This is a genomic window from Kribbella sp. NPDC004138, assembly GCF_053603655.1.
The window spans coordinates 138,937-157,965 of record NZ_JBSGFZ010000011.1; the positions used below are offsets into that span (position 1 = coordinate 138,937).

Annotated in this window: 17 protein-coding genes and 1 pseudogene; 12 read left to right on the plus strand and 6 right to left on the minus strand. The window is 71.4% G+C overall.

What is annotated here, in order from left to right; translation table 11 throughout:
- Nucleotides 1-31: 31 nt before the first annotated feature.
- Nucleotides 32-946, minus strand: a complete 915-nt coding sequence (locus ACWEOO_RS17740) for an SDR family oxidoreductase (RefSeq protein WP_452143880.1) — start codon at nucleotides 944-946, stop codon at nucleotides 32-34.
- 88 nt (nucleotides 947-1,034) lie between these two features.
- Between ACWEOO_RS17740 and ACWEOO_RS17745 the strand changes: the two genes are divergently transcribed.
- On the plus strand, nucleotides 1,035-1,598 hold the full coding sequence (locus ACWEOO_RS17745; protein WP_452143881.1) for a TetR/AcrR family transcriptional regulator: 564 nt from the start codon (nucleotides 1,035-1,037) through the stop codon (nucleotides 1,596-1,598).
- On the opposite strand, the gene ACWEOO_RS17750 is transcribed toward ACWEOO_RS17745, so the two are convergent.
- Nucleotides 1,588-2,775, minus strand: coding sequence for a low temperature requirement protein A (locus ACWEOO_RS17750; RefSeq protein ID WP_359924088.1), 1,188 nt, complete (start codon nucleotides 2,773-2,775; stop codon nucleotides 1,588-1,590). The genes ACWEOO_RS17745 and ACWEOO_RS17750 overlap by 11 nt on opposite strands.
- A 125-nt stretch (nucleotides 2,776-2,900) precedes the next feature.
- Here ACWEOO_RS17750 and ACWEOO_RS17755 point away from each other — a divergent pair, with 125 nt between their 5' ends.
- The 7 genes and pseudogenes from ACWEOO_RS17755 to ACWEOO_RS17785 all read left to right on the plus strand — a co-directional run bounded on the left by ACWEOO_RS17755 (nucleotide 2,901) and on the right by ACWEOO_RS17785 (nucleotide 7,413).
- On the plus strand, nucleotides 2,901-3,647 hold the full coding sequence (locus ACWEOO_RS17755) for an SDR family oxidoreductase (RefSeq protein ID WP_452143882.1): 747 nt from the start codon (nucleotides 2,901-2,903) through the stop codon (nucleotides 3,645-3,647).
- Complete coding sequence (locus tag ACWEOO_RS17760; protein ID WP_355692064.1) at nucleotides 3,644-3,868, plus strand: hypothetical protein; 225 nt, start codon at nucleotides 3,644-3,646, stop codon at nucleotides 3,866-3,868. Before ACWEOO_RS17755 ends, ACWEOO_RS17760 begins: the two co-directional genes overlap by 4 nt.
- Complete coding sequence (locus ACWEOO_RS17765) at nucleotides 3,861-4,727, plus strand: RNA polymerase sigma-70 factor (RefSeq protein WP_452143883.1); 867 nt, start codon at nucleotides 3,861-3,863, stop codon at nucleotides 4,725-4,727. Before ACWEOO_RS17760 ends, ACWEOO_RS17765 begins: the two co-directional genes overlap by 8 nt.
- A gap of 40 nt (nucleotides 4,728-4,767) precedes the next feature.
- Nucleotides 4,768-5,106, plus strand: a complete 339-nt coding sequence (locus tag ACWEOO_RS17770; protein WP_452143884.1) for a hypothetical protein — start codon at nucleotides 4,768-4,770, stop codon at nucleotides 5,104-5,106.
- Nucleotides 5,107-5,150: 44 nt separating this feature from the next.
- Nucleotides 5,151-6,212: an LLM class flavin-dependent oxidoreductase gene (locus ACWEOO_RS17775; RefSeq protein ID WP_452143885.1), complete on the plus strand. Its 1,062-nt coding sequence runs from the start codon at nucleotides 5,151-5,153 to the stop codon at nucleotides 6,210-6,212.
- Nucleotides 6,200-6,874: pseudogene (locus tag ACWEOO_RS17780) on the plus strand (NADPH-dependent F420 reductase); the annotation flags it as partial. The gene ACWEOO_RS17775 and the pseudogene ACWEOO_RS17780, both read left to right, overlap by 13 nt.
- A gap of 56 nt (nucleotides 6,875-6,930) precedes the next feature.
- Entirely contained in the window at nucleotides 6,931-7,413 is a 483-nt protein-coding gene (locus ACWEOO_RS17785) for a hypothetical protein (RefSeq protein WP_452143886.1), read from the plus strand.
- A 23-nt stretch (nucleotides 7,414-7,436) separates the two neighbouring features.
- Here ACWEOO_RS17785 and ACWEOO_RS17790 read toward each other — a convergent pair whose 3' ends face one another.
- A complete protein-coding gene (locus tag ACWEOO_RS17790; RefSeq protein ID WP_452143887.1) occupies nucleotides 7,437-8,186 on the minus strand; it encodes a class I SAM-dependent methyltransferase in 750 nt (249 codons plus the stop codon).
- Nucleotides 8,183-9,913 (minus strand): L-aspartate oxidase, encoded by a 1,731-nt coding sequence (locus tag ACWEOO_RS17795; RefSeq protein ID WP_452143888.1) that lies wholly within the window; start codon nucleotides 9,911-9,913, stop codon nucleotides 8,183-8,185. Before ACWEOO_RS17795 ends, ACWEOO_RS17790 begins: the two co-directional genes overlap by 4 nt.
- Nucleotides 9,914-10,047: 134 nt before the next feature.
- Here ACWEOO_RS17795 and ACWEOO_RS17800 point away from each other — a divergent pair, with 134 nt between their 5' ends.
- The 4 genes from ACWEOO_RS17800 (at nucleotide 10,048) to ACWEOO_RS17815 (ending at nucleotide 15,575) form a co-directional block, all read left to right on the plus strand.
- Nucleotides 10,048-10,758: an alpha/beta fold hydrolase gene (locus ACWEOO_RS17800; protein ID WP_359924114.1), complete on the plus strand. Its 711-nt coding sequence runs from the start codon at nucleotides 10,048-10,050 to the stop codon at nucleotides 10,756-10,758.
- A gap of 126 nt (nucleotides 10,759-10,884) precedes the next feature.
- The gene (locus ACWEOO_RS17805) at nucleotides 10,885-11,376 is read left to right on the plus strand and encodes a sigma-70 family RNA polymerase sigma factor (RefSeq protein ID WP_452143889.1); all 492 of its coding nucleotides are present in this window, start codon (nucleotides 10,885-10,887) and stop codon (nucleotides 11,374-11,376) included.
- A gap of 63 nt (nucleotides 11,377-11,439) precedes the next feature.
- Nucleotides 11,440-14,172, plus strand: a complete 2,733-nt coding sequence (locus ACWEOO_RS17810; RefSeq protein WP_452143890.1) for an ATP-binding protein — start codon at nucleotides 11,440-11,442, stop codon at nucleotides 14,170-14,172.
- A 62-nt stretch (nucleotides 14,173-14,234) separates the two neighbouring features.
- Nucleotides 14,235-15,575, plus strand: coding sequence for an NAD(P)/FAD-dependent oxidoreductase (locus tag ACWEOO_RS17815; protein ID WP_359924123.1), 1,341 nt, complete (start codon nucleotides 14,235-14,237; stop codon nucleotides 15,573-15,575).
- Here the strand turns inward: ACWEOO_RS17815 and ACWEOO_RS17820 are convergent.
- Nucleotides 15,553-16,881, minus strand: a complete 1,329-nt coding sequence (locus ACWEOO_RS17820) for a peroxidase family protein (RefSeq protein ID WP_452143891.1) — start codon at nucleotides 16,879-16,881, stop codon at nucleotides 15,553-15,555. The genes ACWEOO_RS17815 and ACWEOO_RS17820 overlap by 23 nt on opposite strands.
- 74 nt (nucleotides 16,882-16,955) lie before the next feature.
- On the minus strand, nucleotides 16,956-18,947 hold the full coding sequence (locus tag ACWEOO_RS17825) for a heparinase II/III domain-containing protein (RefSeq protein ID WP_452143892.1): 1,992 nt from the start codon (nucleotides 18,945-18,947) through the stop codon (nucleotides 16,956-16,958).
- Nucleotides 18,948-19,029: the final 82 nt, after the last annotated feature.

The following is a 19,029-nucleotide window of genomic DNA, read 5'->3' on the forward strand; positions in this document are numbered from 1 at the left end:
GGACCTTGGACAGGTCGTGACTTGTCCAAGGTCACCGGGAGGTGTCCTCGAAGTAGAACGGCTTGGCGAGGTCGTCGAGCAGGGTCGGCTGGGCCGGGTGCCAGTCGAGGAGCTCACCCGTCAGGGTCGCCGTGGACGGGTTGTCCATGGCGGCGAAGCCGGCGAGGAAGCCGAGGTACTCCGGTGCCTGCTCGGCGGTGATCGAGCGGGCCGGGACGTGGAGGCCGCGACCGATCGCCTCGGCGATGGTGCGGAAGGCGATGCCCTCGTCGTGGACGGCGTGCAGGCGGGAACCGGCGGGCGCCGACTCGAGTGCCAGGCGGTAGAGCCTCGCGGCGTCGAGGGTGTGGACGGCCGGCCAGCGGTTCGCGCCGTCGCCGACGTACGCCGCGAAGCCGTTGCGCCGGGCGAACTGGATCAGCGCCGGGACGAAGCCGTTGTGGTCGAGTTCGCTGTGCACCTGGGGAAGCCGGACGATCGACGAGCGGATGCCCCGATCGGCCAGTGCGACGACGAGGTTCTCCGCGTCGATGCGGTATCCGCCGGCGGGAGAGAAGTCGGCCTCGGTCCCCGGACGGCCCTGGACGAACCTGGCGAGCATGCCGGTGCCCGACGTGCTGACGAGCGGCTTGTTCGTGCCGTCCAGTGCGTCGGCCAGTGCGCGCAGCGCCGCGAGGTCGGCCTCGGCGGCGCCGGCCAGATCGCCGGCGACCATCAGGTCGTGGCGGAACGCGAGGTGTACGACGCCGTCGGCCGCCGCCGCTGCCGCGCGCAGCCGGTCGAGATCGGCCATGTCGCCGCGGACGACTTCGGCGCCCCGGTCGGTGAGCCGTTTCGCCGACTCGTCGGAGCGGGCCAGGCCGAGGACCTGGTGACCGTTGTGCAGGAGCTCCGGGACCACCGCCGAGCCGAGGTGGCCGGAGGCTCCGGTGATGAAGACGCGCATGAGAAGGTTCCTTCCGGTGATGTCACTGACTGACATCACCGATGCTACACCCTGATGTCACTCGATGACATCGGCTAGGATCGCCATCATGGGACGGTGGGAACCGGATGCGGCCGGGCGGCTGCGCGAGGCGGCGATGGCGCTGTACGCCGAGCGCGGGTACGACGGCACGACCGTTGCCGAGATCGCCGACCGGGCCGGGGTCACCGCGCGCACCTTCTTCCGGCACTTCGCGGACAAGCGCGAGGTGCTGTTCGCCGGATCCGAGCTGCTCGGGCAGGACATGGCCGCGGCGCTCGCCGCGGCGCCCGCGGACGCATCCCCGATGGAGGCCGTGACGGCCGCCGTCCTGGCCTCGGCCGAGTTCTTCGACGACCTCCGCCGGGACTACTCGCGCCGCCGGGCCGCCGTGATCGCGTCGACGCCGGAGTTGCGCGAACGCGAGCTGATCAAGATGGCGTCGATGACGACGTCGCTCACCGACGGCTTGCTCGCGCGCGGCGTCGAGCCGGACGTGGCCGCGCTGGCCGCCGAGACCGGGGTCGCCGTGTTCCGGGTGTCGTTCGAGCGCTGGATCGCCGCGCCGGACGACGTACCGATCGCCGATGTCATCCGGTCGACGCTGAAGACGCTGTCCGCGCTCACCGCCTAGCGTCCCACGAGGCGACGGCGACGACGCCGACGCAGGTCAAGGCCATCAGCGCGAGGTCCGCGACCGGTCCGATCGCCGGTGTCGCGAGCGGCAGCACGAGCAGTACGGCGATGCCCGCCACCGCCGTACCGAGGTGGACCCGGGAGACGTCGGCGATGGCTCGGTGCACGCCCCACAGCAAGGCGATGAAGGACGCGGCCGGTACGGCGACCGCGTAGCTCGCGCCCGTGGGGGACAGGTGCAGCTCATGACCGGTCTGCTCGACCGCGACCTCGAGGCCGGCGCCCAGCGCGGCCAGCGAGGCGAACAGGCCGTAGTGGCCGTAGCCCCAGCGGTACGAGCGATTCCGTCGGTCCTCCAGCCGCGGACCGGCCGGATGCAGGAAGTACAACCACCACAAGGCGAACAGGATCACCAGGCCGCAGCCCGCGACCGCGATCAGCTCGGCGTTCACGTCGGTCTCGGCGACGGCCCGGCGTACGGCGTTGGACGAGGCCAGCACCGCCTCGCCGAGCAGGATGATCGTGAAGAGCCCGTACCGCTCCGCGATGTGGTGCGGATGCCAGTGCGTCGCCCGCGGGCGCTCGGCCCACAGCGGTACGGACAGCTCGAGGATCGCCAGGGCAACGAAGGCGGCGAGCAGTACCCCGTCGGAGGCGCCGGTGTTCGCGAGGTACAGCCGGCCGAACCAGCCGATCTGCAGTGCCCCGATCCCGATCGCGTAGCGGAACGCCGTCCGCCGCGACGCCGGGTCCTCGAGGCCCGCGCGCAGCCACAGCGAGACGAGCCCGAGCCGCATCACCAGGTAGCCCGAGGTGATCATCAGGTAGTCGCCGTGGTCCGCCGCGGCCGGGACGCCGGCGGCGAGCAGCAGCACGCCGGCCATCTGCACCATGGTCAGGATCCGGTAGGTGACGTCGTCGGTGTCGTACGACGACGCGAACCAGGTGAAGTTCATCCACGCCCACCAGATCGCGAAGAACACCTGCAGGAACGGCAGCACACCGTCGCCGGCGTGGCCCTCGGCGATGGTGTGGGCGAACTGCTCGGTGACCGCGGCGACCGCGACCACGAAGGTCAGGTCGAAGAGCAGCTCGAGCTGGCTGGCGACCCGGTGCGGCTCGTCGATCGGCCGCGCCGTCATCCGCACCCGGATCCGGACCGTGGCGTTGGGCAACTGCCTCTCCTCTCGGCTGACGTCACAGACAAGACAGGGCAGCAGTCGCGGATGTGACTGTCACAAGCTCCGGGGGTGCCCTGTCTTACCTGATGACAGCTCAAGACAATCGAAAGGGATCTGCGATGAAGATCGTCGTGATCGGCGGCACCGGCCTGATCGGCACGAAGCTGGTGGCGAAGCTCACCGAGCACGGCCACGAGGCGGTCCCGGCCGCACCGAGCACCGGGGTCAACACGATCACCGGCGAGGGCCTCGCGGACGTGCTGAAGGGCGCCGACGTGGTCGTCGACGTCGCCAACTCGCCGTCGTTCGAGGCCGGGCCGGTGATGGAGTTCTTCCGGACCTCCACCTCGAACGTGCTGCAGGCCGAGGACGCCGCCGGCGTCCGGCACCACGTCGGCATCTCGATCGTCGGCACCGAGCGGCTGCCGGACAACGCCTACTTCGCCGCGAAGATCGCCCAGGAGGAGCTGATCAAGGCCTCCGGGATCCCGTACTCGCTGGTGCACGCGACCCAGTTCTTCGAGTTCGTCGGGCCGACCGCGGACGAAGCCACCTGGGACGACGGCAAGGTGCACATCGCGCCGGTCGCCTGGCAGCCGATCGCCGCCGAGGACGTCGCGAAGATCCTCGGACGGACCGCGGTCGGCGAGCCGCTGAACACGCGGATCGACATCGCCGGGCCGGACGAGGTGCGGATGGACGAGTTCATCCGCAAGGCGCTGGCCGAGCGCGGTGACACCCGCGAGGTCGTCTCCGACGTGCACGCGCGGTACTTCGGCTCCGAGCTCACCGAGCGCAGCCTGGTCCCGCTCGGCGAGGCCACGCTGGGCGAGCTGCACTACGCGGACTGGTACGCGGCGCAATGACCGGCGTACCGGAGTCCGAGTTCCTGCGTGAGCTCGACGTCGAGGTGGAGGCGGACATCCGGCTGAACGCGGCCGGGACGCCGCCCGAGGACGAGTCACCCGAGGAGTGGCTGATGGATCCGTTCGAGGTGCAGGCCGAGGCGGCCGACCTGAACAGCCTGCACAGCGCGATCGAGGCGCTGGAAGGAGAGCCCGGGCCGTATCCTCCAGCGGATGACTGAGGATCTGGACGACGCGGTCGCGGTCTTCAACCAGGTGCGGCCGCGCCTGATGGGGATCGCATACCGCATGCTGGGCAGCCACGCCGAGGCCGAGGACCTGGTCCAGGAGGTGTGGCTGCGCTGGCAGGCCGCGGACCGCAGCGCGGTCCAGAGCCCGGTCGCGTATCTGTCGACGGCCGTGACCCGGCTCGCGATCAACGCGAGCCAGTCCGCGCGGGCGCGCCGGGAGACGTACGTCGGGCCGTGGTTGCCCGAACCGGTCGACACCAGCGCCGACCCGTACCTCGGCGCCGAGCGCGGGGAGGCGCTGAGCTTCGCGGTTCTCCTCGTGCTCGAACGGCTGTCGCCGACCGAGCGCGCGGCGTACGTCCTGCGGGAGGCGTTCGACTACCCGTACGACGAGTTGGCCGCGATGCTGCAGACGTCCGAGGCCGCGGTCCGGCAGCTCGTCAGTCGCGCCCGCAAGCGGATCCGGGCCGAACGCCGGACCGAGGTCAGCGGGGATCAGCAGAAGACGTTGCTGACGGCGTTCGTCGCGGCGGCGCGCTCCGGTGATCTCGCCGTGCTCGAGCAGTTGCTGGCCAAGGATGCGATCAGCTACTCCGACGGCGGCGGCGCGGCCCGGGCATCGAAGTTCCCGGTGGTCGGCGGGCTGCGGGTGGCGAAGTACCACCGGGCGTTCCACACCCGTTTCTGGGTCGGTGTCGAGGTGGAGTTCGGTACGGCGAACGGCCGCGCGGTGGCGATGCTGCGCCGCGACGGCGAGGTGTTCGCGGTGTGCACGGTGACCGCGTCCACCGAAGGGATCGACGAGGTGTTGTGGCAGATGAACCCGGCGAAGCTCACCGCGGTCGCTTGAGCAGGAGGTGACGTTGTTCAGGCGAGGCGATCATGCCGTCGTGCACCGGTTCGCGACGGCGTGCCGGGCCGGCAGTGCCGGGGCGCTCCGGAGTCTGCTGGCGCCGGAGGTGGTCGCGGTCAGCGACGGCGGCGGCCGGGTGGCGGCCGCGTTGGACCCGGTGCGCGGCGCCGACCAGGTCGCACGGTGCGTGACGGAGCTGGTCGGCCCGGAGACCGTGCTGACCGTCGAGGCGGTCAACGGCGAGCCGGGGGTCGTGCTGCGGACTGTCGGCAGCGTGGTCGCGGTTATGAGTCTGAAGGTCACCGGCCCGAAGGTGTCGGCGGTCTGGATCGTGCTGAACCCGGACAAACTCCGGCACTGGCGCACCGGGGAATGAACCCCGGCCGGTCTGGTGTTGACATGTCAACCTAGACTTGGTGCGTGAGTGGACAGGAGCGTGCGGAGATGGCCGAGCCGGCCTTCGGACTCGATACTTTCGGTGACATCCCGGTGGACGACAGCGGTGCGCCGGTGACGGCCGCCGCGGCGATCCGCCAGGTGGTGGACGAGGCGGTGCTCGCTGACCAGATCGGCGTGGACGCGATCGCGCTCGGTGAGCACCACCGCCCGGAGTTCTCGATCTCGACGCCGGAGACGGTGCTGGCCGGGATCGCGACCCAGACTTCGAACATCCGGCTCGGGTCGGGTGTGACGGTGCTGAGCTCGGACGACCCGGTGCGCGTGTTCCAGCGGTTCTCGACCGTCGACGCGCTGTCGAACGGGCGCGCCGAGGTGATCCTCGGGCGCGGCTCGTTCACCGAGTCCTTCCCGCTGTTCGGCTACGACCTGGCCGACTACGACAAGCTCTTCGAGGAGAAGCTGCAGTTGTTCGTGCGGTTGCTCGACGAGAAGCCGGTGACCTGGGAAGGCACCGTGCGGGCGGCGCTGGACAACATCGAGGTCTACCCGAAGACCGAGTCCGGCCGGCTGACGACCTGGGTCGGGGTCGGCGGGTCGCCGCAGTCCGTGGTGCGTACGGCGTACTACGGATTGCCGCTGATGCTCGCGATCATCGGCGGGTCGCCGGACCGGTTCGCGCCGTACATCGACCTGTACAAGCGGGCGGCCCAGCAGTTCGGGACCGTCGCGCATCCGGTCGGCATGCACTCGCCGGGGTTCGTCGCGGAGACCGACGAGCAGGCCAAGGAGATCTACTACGCGCCGTACAAGGTGATGCGGGACCGGATCGGCGCGTTGCGCGGCTGGCCGCCGCTGAAGCGTGCGGAGTTCGAGTCCGAGGTGCTGCACGGATCGATGTACGTCGGTTCGCCGGAGACCGTCGCGCGCCGGATCGCGGGCGCGGTCAAGGCGCTCGGCGTCGAGCGGTTCGACCTCATCTACTCGGGCGGTCCGCTGCCGTCGAGCGCGCGGTTGAAGGCCGTCGAGCTGTACGGCACGAAGGTGATCCCGCTGGTGCGCGAGATCCTGGCGGAGTCCGAATGACCACGATCGGGATCCTGGGCGCGGGCAAGGTCGGGACCGTGCTCGCACGGCTGGCCGTCGCGGCCGGGTATCGCGTGCTGATCGCCGGCTCGGGTGACGTCGAGAGGATCGCGCTGATCGTCGAGGTCGTCACGCCCGGAGCCATCGCCACCACCGCCGCCGAGGCCGCGGCCGAGGCTGATGTGGTGATCCTGGCGCTGCCGCTGGGCAAGCACCGCACGATCCCGGTCGAGGCGCTTCGCGGCAAGCTGGTCGTCGACGCGATGAACTACTGGTGGGAGGTCGACGGCATCCGCGACGACCTCACCGACCCGCGGACGTCGTCGTCGGAGATCGTCCAGCGGTTCCTGCCGGAGTCCCGCGTGGTGAAGGCGTTCAACCACATGGGCTACCACGACCTCGACGAAGGCGCCCACGCAGCGCACCGCAAGGCGATCGCCGTCGCGGGGGAGCAGGCCGACGCCGAGGAGGTCGCGAGGATCGTCGACGCGCTCGGGTTCGACCCGGTGCTCGCCGGACCGCTTGCCGAGGGCAAGCGTCTGGAGCCCGGCACGGAACTCTTCGGCGCCAACGTCGACGCGGAGGAACTCCGCGCCATGCTCGCCCGCTACCCCGAAACCGTCCGTGGCCAGGAAGTAGCCCGGGCCCGCGCGGCCGCCTAGCAAGGATCACCCGCAGGAGGGAGTTCGCGCGGCGGACGAACTCCTACGGTGGAGGCATGCGGAGGATACCGGCGTACGGCGTTGCAGTGGTGATGATCGGCTACGCCGTCGGGAAGGCGGTGTTCGCGGTCGAGGGCCGGCTGGGATTCCCCTCCGGCCCGATCGTCCCGCCCGAGGCCGCGGAGGCGTACTTTCTGAACCCCGCGCTGGCCCAGGCCTTCGCCGCGATCTCCGGCCTGGCCGGCGCGGCCCTGGCGCTGGCCACGGTGAGCCCGTTCGGCCGCCGGGTGCCGAGGAAGCTGTTGCTGGCCGGCGTTCTGCTGCTGGCGATCGGCGTCGGCGCCGGAGCGGTGGTGATGGTGCTCGACGGGTTCGTCGGGCTGGGCATCGGCTGGCAGTGGTACCACGGCGTCGCCGGTCTGGTCGTACTCGGTCTGCTCGCGGCGCTGGCCCACGGCTCTCTCCGCGCCGACGCCGGCCGCGATCACGCAGCCGATGCCGAACGCCTGCAGGAGCGAGGAGGACTGGCCGAGCAGTAGCCAGCCGATCAGGCGACCAGTTCTCAGCGCTTCACGGCATGCAGGAGCTGGAGGGTCAGGTCACCGTCGGTGAAGAGGCGGCCGAGGCGGGTGTCCTGGCTGGTGGCGAGGGTGTAGGCGGGGTGGGTTCGGTAGCGGGCCGTGATGTGGGCGGTGACCTCGGCGGCGCGGCGGGTCCAGGACAGCGGGACGGCGGCGGGGCGTTCGGTTTGTTCGACGAGGTCGAAGCCGGTGTGGTCGAGGACGTCGGTGAGCTCGGACTGGGTGGGGAAGTGGTTGCCGTCGGGTGGCTCCGGGACGGGACGGTTCGCGACCACGACGAGCAGGCCGAGGGATGCGTGCCGTCCGAGGACGCGATGGATCTCCCGCAGTACGGCGCCCTTGTCCTCGACCGTGCACAGGACGCCGAGGCACCATGCGACGTCGATCGACGCGTCGTGGAGCGGGATGTGCCGGCCGTCGGCGGTGACGACCGGCAGGCCGAAGAGGCGTGCGGCGGCGCGGCCCGCTGACGGCATCGGCTCCAGCAGGATCGGTCGTACGCCGAAGCGCCGGGCGGCCCACGCCGCGGGACCGCCGGAGCCTGCGCCGACGTCGAGGAGCTGGTCGCCGGGCGACAGCTCGCAGGCCTCGGCGAGCCACGCGAGCGCGGCCGGGCTCGAACTGCCGCGGCAGGCCGCCGGAATCGCGTGCTGGTCACCGAGCTGCTCGACGGCCTCCGCGGTCCAGGCGGCAACGTCGTCGAACTCGGCGACCATCGCCGGCGCGGTCATTCGACGAGCTTGCCGTCGGACGAGACGTGGCGCATGAGCTGCCGCAGCTCGGCGGGGATCGGGGGGATCGGCTCCTTCTCGATCGCGCCGGGGCCGGACCAGACGAGGTTGACCTGGAGGGATTCGTCGAGGTCCGGGTGGTCCGAGCGGTTGTGGCAGCCGCGGGTCTCGCGCCGTACCAGCGCCGCATCCAGGGTGGCCCGCGCGGCCAGCGCCGACGCCTTCAGGTCGAACGCGTGCGCCAGGTCCTGGAAACCGGCGATGTCCGGATGGACGCCGATCTGCGCGATCCGCTCCTCGACGTCCGTCAGCTCCGCGAGGCCGGCCTGCAGGCCCGCCTCGTCGCGGACGACGCCGGCCCGCGCCGTCATCGTGTCGCGCAGCGCGCGCTGCAGGGCGCGGACGTTCTCCGGCCCGTCGTTGGTCAGCAACCGGTCGACCTCGGCGCGGGCCTCGGCGACGGCGTCCGCGGACCGCAGCTGCGCCTGCCGGCGGATCGAGTACTTCGCCGCTTCCTCGGCGACGATCCGCCCGAACACGAGCAGCTCGATCAGCGAGTTGCCGCCGAGCCGGTTCGCGCCGTGCAGCCCGCTCGCGGCCTCGCCGATCGCCCACAACCCGTCGACGCCGGTGCCGTGGTCCTCGGGCCGGACCCAGACGCCGCCCATCGAGTAGTGCGCGGTCGGCGCGATCTCGATCGGCTGCCTGGTGATGTCGAGCATCTGCAGCTCGAGCAGCGTCTGGTAGACCCGCGGCAGCCGCCGCATGATCGTCTCGCGGGGCAGGTGTGACACGTCCAGCCAGACGCCGCCGTTCTGCGTCCCGCGGCCCTCCTTGATCTCGGTGTACTCCGCCAGCGCGACCCGGTCCCGCGTCGACAGCTCCATCCGCTCCGCGTCGTACCGGGCCATGAACCGCTCGCCGAGCGCGTTGCGCAGCTGGCCGCCCTCGCCGCGGGCCGCCTCGGACACGAGCGTGCCCGCCGCGTTCTCGGGCTCGATCAGCCCCGACGGGTGGAACTGCACCAGCTCGGGATCGCGCAGCCGCCCGCCCGCGAGCACGGCCAGCCGGAACGCGTCGCCGGTGTTCTCGTCGCGCCGCGACGACGTCCGCCGCCAGATCCGGGTGTGACCGCCCGCGGCCAGGATCACCGCGTCGGCGTGGATCACGTACCGCCGACCGGTCGTCAGGTCGAAACCGTAGGCGCCGAAGACCGTGTTGTCCGTCACCAGGATGCGGGTCACGTACACGGTGTCCAGGATCGGTACGCCGAGCTGCACCGCGCGGTTGATCAGCGTGCGCTGGATCTCCAGCCCGGTGTAGTCGCCGGCGAACGCCGTCCGGCGGTAGGTGTGCGCGCCGAAGAACCGCTGCGAGATCCGTCCGTCGGCCTCGCGCGCGAACGGCATCCCCCAGCGTTCGAGGTCCTCGATCCCGCGGGCCGCGCCCTGGGCGACGACCTGCACGGTGACCGGGTTCGCGAGCAGGTAGCTCTCCTGGAGGGTGTCGGCCGCGTGCTGCTGCCAGCTGTCGTCCGGGTCCATGGTCGCGAGCGCCGCGTTGATGCCGCCGGCCGCCAGCGAGGTGTGCGCGTCGGAGCGCGAGCGTTTGCCGAGGGCAAGAACCTCGACGCCCTGCTCGGCCAGTTCGATCGCCGCCCGGAGGCCGGCACCACCGGTTCCGATCACCAGGACCGACGTGGCGATCTGCTGTTCGGTGATGCTCATCTGTTCTCCTTCGTGCGCTGCGGATGTCCTCACCCACCAGGACAACGCAGAGTGGCGTTCTGTGACTGTCGCCCCGGTCACAACCCGGCTGTCTGTCCGGTCTCACCCAGTACCCGAGGGAAGAGGAGAACCCCATGAGTGAGAATCCGGTCGTCGTCCTGGTCCACGGCGCGTTCGCCGAGTCGGCCAGCTGGAACGGCGTCGTCGAGCGGCTGCGGGAGCGCTCGATCGAAACGGTCGCGGTGGCCAACCCGCTACGCAGCCTCGACGGCGACGCGCAGTACGTCCGCGACGTCATCGCCGGGATCGGCAAGCCGGTGGTCCTGGTCGGGCACTCGTACGGCGGCATGGTGATCACCCAGGCCGCCGCCGGGAACGACGCGGTCAAGGCGCTCGTGTACGTCTGCGCGTTCGCACCCGACCACGGCGAGACCGCGTTCCAGCTGTCGTTGATGTTCCCGGGCAGCACGCTCGGCGACGCGCTGAACGCCTACCCGGTGGCCACCGGCGGCAACGAGCTGGCGATCCGCCCGGACGTGTTCCGTCAGCAGTTCTGCGCCGACGTACCGGCCGAGCAGGCGGCGCTGATGGCCGCGACCCAGCGGCCGGCCACCGAGGCCGCCCTGACCGGCCCGCTGCCGACCTCCACGCCGGCGTGGCAGACGATCCCGTCCTGGTTCGTGTTCAGCGACCAGGACATGAACATCCCGGTGGCCCTGCACCGGTTCCTCGCCGACCGCGCCGGTGCGAAGGACACCCGCGAGATCGCCGGCGCCTCGCACGCCCTGAGCGTCTCCGAGCCGGAGGCCGTCACGGCCACGATCCTGAACGCCCTCGAGGCCTGACCACGCACTCGACCACGCACTCGACCACGTAATCGGCCACGCAGTCGACCATGGGGTCTCCAGGGCGCGAACCCCGTGGCCGGCGGCCGACGCTGGAGGTGTTCCCCAGCGTCAGGAGGCCGGATCGTGAGTACGGCGGGTTTGGACGAGTTCCTGCAGGCTCGGCCGCGGTTGTTCCGGATCGCGCGGCGGATCGTCGGCAACCCGCACGAGGCCGAGGAGCTCGTGCAGGACGTCTGGCTTCGCTGGCAGCGGACGGACCGGTCCGCGGTGGCCGACCCGCAGGCGTTCCTCGCCACCGCGGTGTCGCGGCTGGCGATCAACCTGGTGCAGTCGGCGCGGCGCCGGCACGAGACGACGGTCGGGCCCTGGCTTCCGGACGAGCGGGTGGCGGCCGGGCCCGATCCGCACGCGTACGCCGAGAACCAGGAAGCGTTCGCGACCGCCGTCCAGCTGTTGAAGGACCGGCTGTCGCCGGCCGAGCGGGCGACGTACGTGCTGCGGGAAGGCTTCGACTACCCGTACCGTGACATCGCCGAGACGCTCCGGATCGGCGCGCCGAACGCGCGCCAGCTCGTCAAGCGCGCCCGCGACCGCTTGGCGCAGGAAGCCGTCTGATCGGCGCTTACGGTACTGGGGGGTTCTGTACCCGTATCGCTGTTCGCACGTAGCCTCTGACGGGTGGGCTGGCAGCGATTGCGCGGGCGACGAGCGGAGTCCGCACGCCTCGACCACGTGGTCGCCGGGGTGCGCTCCGGAGACGGACAGGTGCTGGTCATGCGCGGCGAGGCCGGCATCGGCAAGTCGGCGCTGCTCGAGTACGTCGCCGGACGGGCGGACGGCTGCCGGGTCGCGCGCGCGTCCGGGGTCGAGTCGGAGATGGAGGTCCCGTTCGCCGGCCTGCACCAGCTGTGCCTCCCGCTCCTCGGTCTCAGCGATCGCCTGCCGGGTCCGCAGCGCGGCGCCCTGGAGATCGCGTTCGGGCTGAGCGGCGGGGGACCGCCCGACCGCTTCCTGATCGGTGCGGCGACGCTCAGTCTGTTGTCGGCGGCTTCCGATCGGGAGCCGCTGCTGTGTGTCGTCGACGACGCGCAGTGGCTCGATCAGGCCTCGGTCCAGACGCTGACCTTCGTGGGGCGCCGGCTGTTCGCGGACCGGATCGGACTGGTCTTCGCGCTGCGCGAGCCGGTGACCGCACCGGAGTGGAGCGGGTTCCCGGAGTTGCCGGTCGGCGGTCTCGCCGACGAGTACGCCGGTTCGCTGCTCGACTCGGTCGTGCCCGGGCGGCTCGACGCGCCGGTCCGCGACCGGATCGTGGCCGAGACCCGAGGCAATCCGCTGGCGCTGATGGAGCTGCCGCGCGGGCTGACCGCGGCCCAGTTGGCCGGCGGGTTCGAGCGACCGGACACCCGGCCGCTGGCGAGCCAGATCGAGCAGAACTTCGCGCTCCGCGTCCAGGCGCTGCCGCAGGACACCCAGCGGCTGCTGCTGACCGCGGCTGCCGAACCGGTCGGCGACGTACCGCTGCTGGTCCGCGCTCTCGTGCTGCTCGGCGTGCCGATGAGCGCGGTGGCCCCGGCCGAGGCCGCCGGGTTGATCGATATCGCGGCCCGGGTGCGGTTCCGGCATCCGCTGGTCAGGTCGGCGACGTACCGCGCCGCGGACCCGGCGGACCGGCGTGCCGCGCACCAGGCCCTCGCGGAGGCGATCGACCCGGAGCTCGATCCCGATCGCCGCGCCTGGCATCGCGCCCAGGGCGCCGACGGCCCGGACGAGGACGTCGCGGCCGAGTTGGTGAGCTCGGCGGACCGGGCGCAACGGCGCGGCGGTATGGCGGCCTCGTCCGCGTTCCTCCAGCGCGCGACCGAGCTGACGCCGGATCCGGCGACGCGCTCGGTCCGGGCCCTCGCCGCGGCGCAGGCAAGCCTGGCGGCGGGCGCTTTCGAGACCGCGCTGCGACTCCTGAACACCGCCGGCCAGGGGCCGGTCGACGACTTGCACCAGGCGCGCGTGAACCTGATGCGCGCGCAGGTGACGTTCGCCTCCGGGCACAGCCTGGAAGCTCCGCCGCTGCTGCTCGACGCGGCCCGGCGGCTCGAACCGCTCGACCTCGGCCTGGCGCGGGACACCTACCTGAACGCCCTGGCCGCGGCTCAGTTCGCCGGCCGCTTCGGCAAGGACAGGGGCATCGCGTACGTCGCCGGCGCCGCCAAGGCCGTGCCCCGGCTGGCGGAACCACGCAAACGCGACCTGCTGTACGACGCGGTCGCGACCTTGTTCGCGGACGGTTATCCGGCCATGGTCGCGCCGGCGCGGGACGCGATGACCGCGTTCGAGGCGGAGAACGGGACGCCGGAGACGGACGACTTGACCTGGATGTGGCTGACCGCGGTGCTGGCCGTCAACCTGTGGGACGACCGGAGCTGGGATCTGCTCACCGCGCGGCACCTCCGGATCGCGCGCGAGGTCGGCGATCTCAACCAGCTGCCGCTCGTCCTGCACCACCGCGTGATGCTCAGCCTGTTCGGTGGCGAGCTCACGGCGGGCGCCGCGCTGCTCGCAGAGGTGAAGACGATCCACGATGCGACCGGCGCGGACCTGGCGTCGTACGGCGAGATCTGCCTGGCGGCCTGGCGTGGACAGACCGACGCCGCGGCGCTGATCGCCGCCAGCCTGGACGACTCGGCGGCGCGCGGCGAGGGCGGTGCCGTGTCCTTCGCGCACATGGCCAACGCCTTGCTGCACAACGCCCAGGCGCAGTATCAGACCGCGCTCACCTCGGGTCTCGCGGCGACGGCGTATCCGGCCGAGCTCGGCGCGGCGAGCTGGGCGCTGCCGGAGCTGATCGAGGCGGCGTCACGGGCGGGACGGCCCGAGGCCGCGGCGGAAGGGTACGGCCGGCTGAAGGCGCAGGCCGAGGCCACCGGAACGGACTGGGGCCTCGGGGTCCTGGCGCGGGCGACCGGGCTGCGGGCGGACGGTCGCGCGGCCGAGGCGGCGTACCAGGAAGGGATCGAGCGGCTGAGCCGCACGCGGATGCGGATGGACCTGGCGCGGACGCACCTGGTGTACGGCGAGTGGCTGCGGCGGGAGGGCCGCCGGCAGGACGCGCGCGGACAGCTGCGGATGGCCTACAAGCTGTTCTCGGAGGCCGGTGCCGGCGCGTTCGCGGAGCGGGCGGCGCGGGAGCTCGCGGCCACCGGTGAGGTGCTGGACGAACGCCGTACGGCGGACACCTCGGGCCGGGACTCGTTGACGGCGCAGGAGGCGCGGATCGCCGATCTGGCCGGCGCGGGGCTGACGAACGCCGAGATCGGTGCGCAGATGTTCCTCAGCCAGCACACTGTCGAGTGGCACCTGCGCAAGGTCTTCGCGAAGCTGGGCATCACGTCCCGCAAGCAGCTCCGCCCGTAGATGTCACAACCGGCCGCGGCCGGGTGTCTTACGTGTGGGAAGTTCAACGGACGGAGAGTGCGGTGCGCAGGATCCTGGTGGTGGGCGGCGGATATGCCGGGTTCTACACGGCGTGGCGGCTGGAGAAGAAGCTGCGGCGCGGCGAGGCCGAGGTGGTCGTGGTCGACCCGCGGCCGTACATGACGTACCAGCCGTTCCTGCCCGAGGTGGTCGCCGGGTCCGTCGAGGCCCGGCACGCGGCCGTGTCGCTGCGGCGCAACCTGCGGCACACCAAGCTGGTGGCCGGCATGGTCACGAACATCTCGCACGCGGACAGGACCGTGACGATCCACCCCGCGGACGGGCCGGACTACCAGCTGACGTACGACGTGATCGCGGTGACCGCCGGAGCGGTGACGCGGACGTTCGACGTCCCTGGCGTGGCCGAACGGGCGATCGGGATGAAGCACGTCGAGGAGGCCGTGGCGATCCGGGACCGGCTGTTCACCGCGTTCGACGAGGCGGCCGGGCTGGAGCCGGGCCCGGCGCGGCGCAAGCTGCTGACGGTCACGTTCGTCGGCGGCGGGTTCTCCGGTGTGGAAGGTTTCGCGGAGCTGCTGTCGCTGGCGCGGGCGCTGCTGAAGAAGTACCCCGAGCTGTCCGCGGACGAGCTCGGGTTCCACCTGGTCGAGGCGACCCCGCGGATCCTGCCGGAGGTGACCGACCGGCCGGGCGACTGGGTCGTGAAGATGCTCGAGAAGCGTGGTGCGGTCGTGCACCTGAACACCACGATGCAGTCGGCCGACGACGGTCACGTGGTGCTGTCGGACGGGTCCGAGTTCGACTCGGAGCTGATCGTCTGGACCGCGGGCAACGCCGCGACCCGGCTGCTGCGCAACCACACCGACCTGCCGCACAACGAGCGCGGCATGGTGCAGGTCCGGGCGGACCTGCGGATCGGCACCGACGCCGAGGTGGTCACCGACGCCTGGGCCGCCGGTGACGACGCGGCGGTGCCCGACCTGACGTCGCCGGTCGAGGGCGCGTACACGGTCCCGAACGCGCAGAACGCCGTACGGCAGGGGAAGTTGCTGGCGAAGAACCTGCTGCGGTCGCTGCGCGGGCGGGCGCCGAAGAACTATGTGCACAACAGCCTCGGCGTGATCGCGACGCTCGGCCTCGGGCACGGGATCTTCCAGTACAAGCGGCTCGTCATCAAGGGCCTGCCGGCGTGGCTGATGCACCGCGGGTACCACGTGCTGGCGGTCCCGACCTGGGACCGGAAGATGCGCGTGCTGTCGATCTGGCTGGTGTCGTTCTTCTACGGCCGCGACATCGTGTCGCTGGCCTCGGTCCAGAGTCCGCGCGAGGCGTTCCAGACCGAGGCCAAGGCCCGCAGCCTCAGCGCAAGCCGTCCGGGATGAGCAGGTCGGTCAGCCCGAACGTCTCGCCGTTGGCGGGCAGTGTCGGCTGCCAGCCGGGCTCGAGACTGAGGTAGCCGGCCGGGTCGGCCCGCAGCAGTCCGAGCAGTACCTCGGCGACGATGCGTCCGCCGACAGGCCCGAGGCGGTCGCCGTCGCCGAAGGCCTCGGACTCCTTCAGGACGTAGAACCACAACGGCGTACCGCCCGGCCAGGTGCCCTCGGTCAGCGGCGGTACGCCGAGCAGCTCGGCGACCTTCTCACCGCTCGGCAGGCCGGTGCTGTCGCCGCGGAGCAGATCCCGGACCGCGAGGGACTTGTACGCCGCCTCGTCGACGGCGCCGGTGACCTTTTCCGGCAGCCCGATCAGGCTCGCGGGGAGCCGCCCGTCGAGCCGCTTCGCGCGTTGCGCCGGCGGACGACCGGGGACGTCGAACACCTGCGTGAGATCGAGCTGCTGCCGAGGCGGCCCGAAGCCGACCAGATCGGGGAACAGCGGCACCTCGGGTCCACCCGCGGTCAGGCGGTACGTATGCCGGATCTGGCCGTGACCGTAGCGGTACGCCGCATCCGCGAACTCCAACGGGATGAACGCCTGCAGCGGTTCCGGCGTGAACCACTTCCCGCCGCCGGTCAGCACCTCGTCCACCAGCGGCTGCCCGACCAGCCGCGGCAGGAAGTCGTGGACCACCACCCACTGGTAGTGCCAGGTGAGCGTGATCCGTGCCCGCTCGAACACCTCGTCCTCGGGAATGCCGCTCGCCCGCAGCCGGTCGACGATCCGGTTGTGCGCCCGCAGCAACGCCACGTGCAGCGTCAACGAGAACAGGTGGACGTCGTTGCGTGGGTCGCCGATCAGCGCCACGCCCTGCGGGTTCCGCGGTACGTCGTCCCCGTTCAGCAGGAACTTCGCCGGGTCGTGCAGGTCGAACAGGTACGGCGAGCCGATCGGGCCGTCGGCGTACAGCATCTCCAGGTTCAGCCGCGGCGAGCGTGCGTTCCGCAACGCGCCGGTCTCGACGCCGCCCGCGATCGGCGAGCGGTCCGCGGTCGTGTCGTGGGCCAGCAGTTGCCCGAAGAACGGCCACCCGGCCGCCTGCTCCGCGTCGTCCCCGCCGCTGCCGGGATCGAGCACCGCGGCGGCGTCACAGATCCCGCCGTCCGCGCCCGCCCGCATCAGCACCTGCGGGTCGGCGCCGAGCGGCTCCAGCTCCGGGAACATCCGCCCGTACCGCGCTCCACCAGTCGGCCGATCCACGCTGCGCACCAGACTCAGACAGTGATCCCGCGCCGCCGGATGCCTACTCATCCACTACCTCCCAAGGACTCGAACCCACAGGAAAGACAGTGCAACCGTTCCGATTGTGACCACCCGGCCGGCGATCAGCTGATGCGGGTCAGGCGCCCGTCCTGCTGGATCCGGATGGTGGTCTTGCGGGCTCCGACGGTGAGGTCGACGAAGAACATGCCGCTGACCGCGCGGGTCTTGTACGTGACGGCCTCGGTGGAGCCGGCCGGGACGATCGCGGAGAGGACGGTCGCGGCGTTGCCGTTGCGGTTGAACTTGACCACGGGCGCCGGCTCGCGGTGGAAGATGTCGGGGTAGTACCAGCCCTGGACCGGATCCTGCCGGCCTTGGACGACGGTGATGCCGTCGGCGGGCGGCTGCTGCTGGTACGGGATCTGCAGCAGGTAGGTCTTCGACTTGCCGCCGGTGGCGACAGCGGTGGTCGGCGACTGGACCGTCACCTTCTGGTCCGGCGCGAGATGCCAGAGCGTCTCGTACCGCTGGGTGCTCGTCGCCTGGCCGCGGTCGAGCGTGATGACCAGGTCCGGATCCTTGAGGACCAGGACGTCGCGCTTGCGGGTCACGCCCGGCGCGGGCGAGTCGGCGAGCGAGTACGACTCCCAGGTCGGCGTGATCGACGCGCGGACCAGTTGTGTCGGCACACTCACGGTCTCCGCCGACGGGATCGTCATGACGTTGTGCGCGGCCTGGCTCTTCGACCACGCCTGCCACTTGTCGAGCTTGTACCCGGAGTGTCCCGGATCGATCAGGACGTCGTGGCCGTGCGACGAGTAGGTGATCGACATGTGGTCGTCGTGACCGTGCAGCGTCCGCGCGACGCCGTACCGGATGCTGTACGTCGCCTCCTGCCCGAACGGCCGGGTCTCGCCCCATCCGGTCCGGCCGAAGATGTATCCGGCGTCGTAGACCGCGACCCGCTTGGACGGCTTCGTGCCGCGCTTGCCGAGCGAGGCCACATAGTCGAGCGCGGTCCCGGCCGCACCGGTCGGCTTCTGCCGGACGGCGTCACCGACCTGCTGCAGCTCGCCCGTCGACTTGGTCGCGAGCGCCAGCCACTCCGACAACGCGGCGCGCCGCTGGGCGATCACCTGCCCGGGGTTGGCGCCGCAGCGCTGCAGGGTCGTCGTCGCCCGGCCCCAGAGCAGGTAGTTGAACATCGCGTACCCGACCGACTGCTCGTTGGTCGACCCCTGCGGGTCGATCGCCGTCGTGATCGCCTGGGTCAGCCGGTCCACGGCCAGCTTCTTCAGCTCCGGACGTTTCAGCGTGCAGCCCACGCCGAACAGCGCGATGCTCTCGTCCGTCCCGTGGTTGGACGACCCGCTCCAGTTCACGATCATGAACTGCGCGTGGTCCACGAGCGCCTTGTCGAGCCAGGCGTACTGCGTCGGCAGCGAACTGACCCGCATCCCGGTGAGCACGGCCTGCCGGGCGCACAGCAACACGTTGGTGCGGTGCATCGTGGCCTCCCACGCGCCGACATCGCCCTTCCACGAGTACGGGTTGTCCTGCACCCAGTCGTGGATGATCGCCAGCACATGCCGCAGCGCCTTGCGGTCACCGCGCTGCCCGGCCTCGATGCCGTTGCCCAGCCAGCGCAACGAGTGCAGCCACATGTACCAGCTCGGCTTCTGGTAGGGGTTCGAGCGCCAGTTGACGTCGCCGCTCCCGTTGCCGACCTTGTACGGCGGGTCGTCGCCCCACGCGAACGTGTCCTGCAGCAGCATCGGCAGCGGGACGCCGGACTGGATGCCGCTGAACCCCGGGCACGCGTAGGTGCCGGTGTTCGCGACCGGGGTCGACGGCGGGGGAGTGGCCGGGGTGTCGACGCCGGGCAGCGGCTCCTCGCTAGAGGTCGTGTCGGGGACAGACGGCCGTGGACTGGCTGTCGGGCTGGGCGGTGGGCTGCCAGGGGTCGGCGATCCGTCGGCGGACGCGGCGGTGGGGCGGTTGCGGGCGCCCGGCATCAGCACGAAGACCGCGCCGGCGAAGGCGACACCGCAGACCAGGACGCAGGCAAGCGTCAGCGCGACGGTCGTACCCCACCGCCTCTTCGGCTGCGCCACTCGCCCCCCTCTCCACCTGCTAGACGCTCCGTGCCCGCCGATTGGTTGCGCCCGGCCCCCGGTCTGTCCGATTCGTACCCCG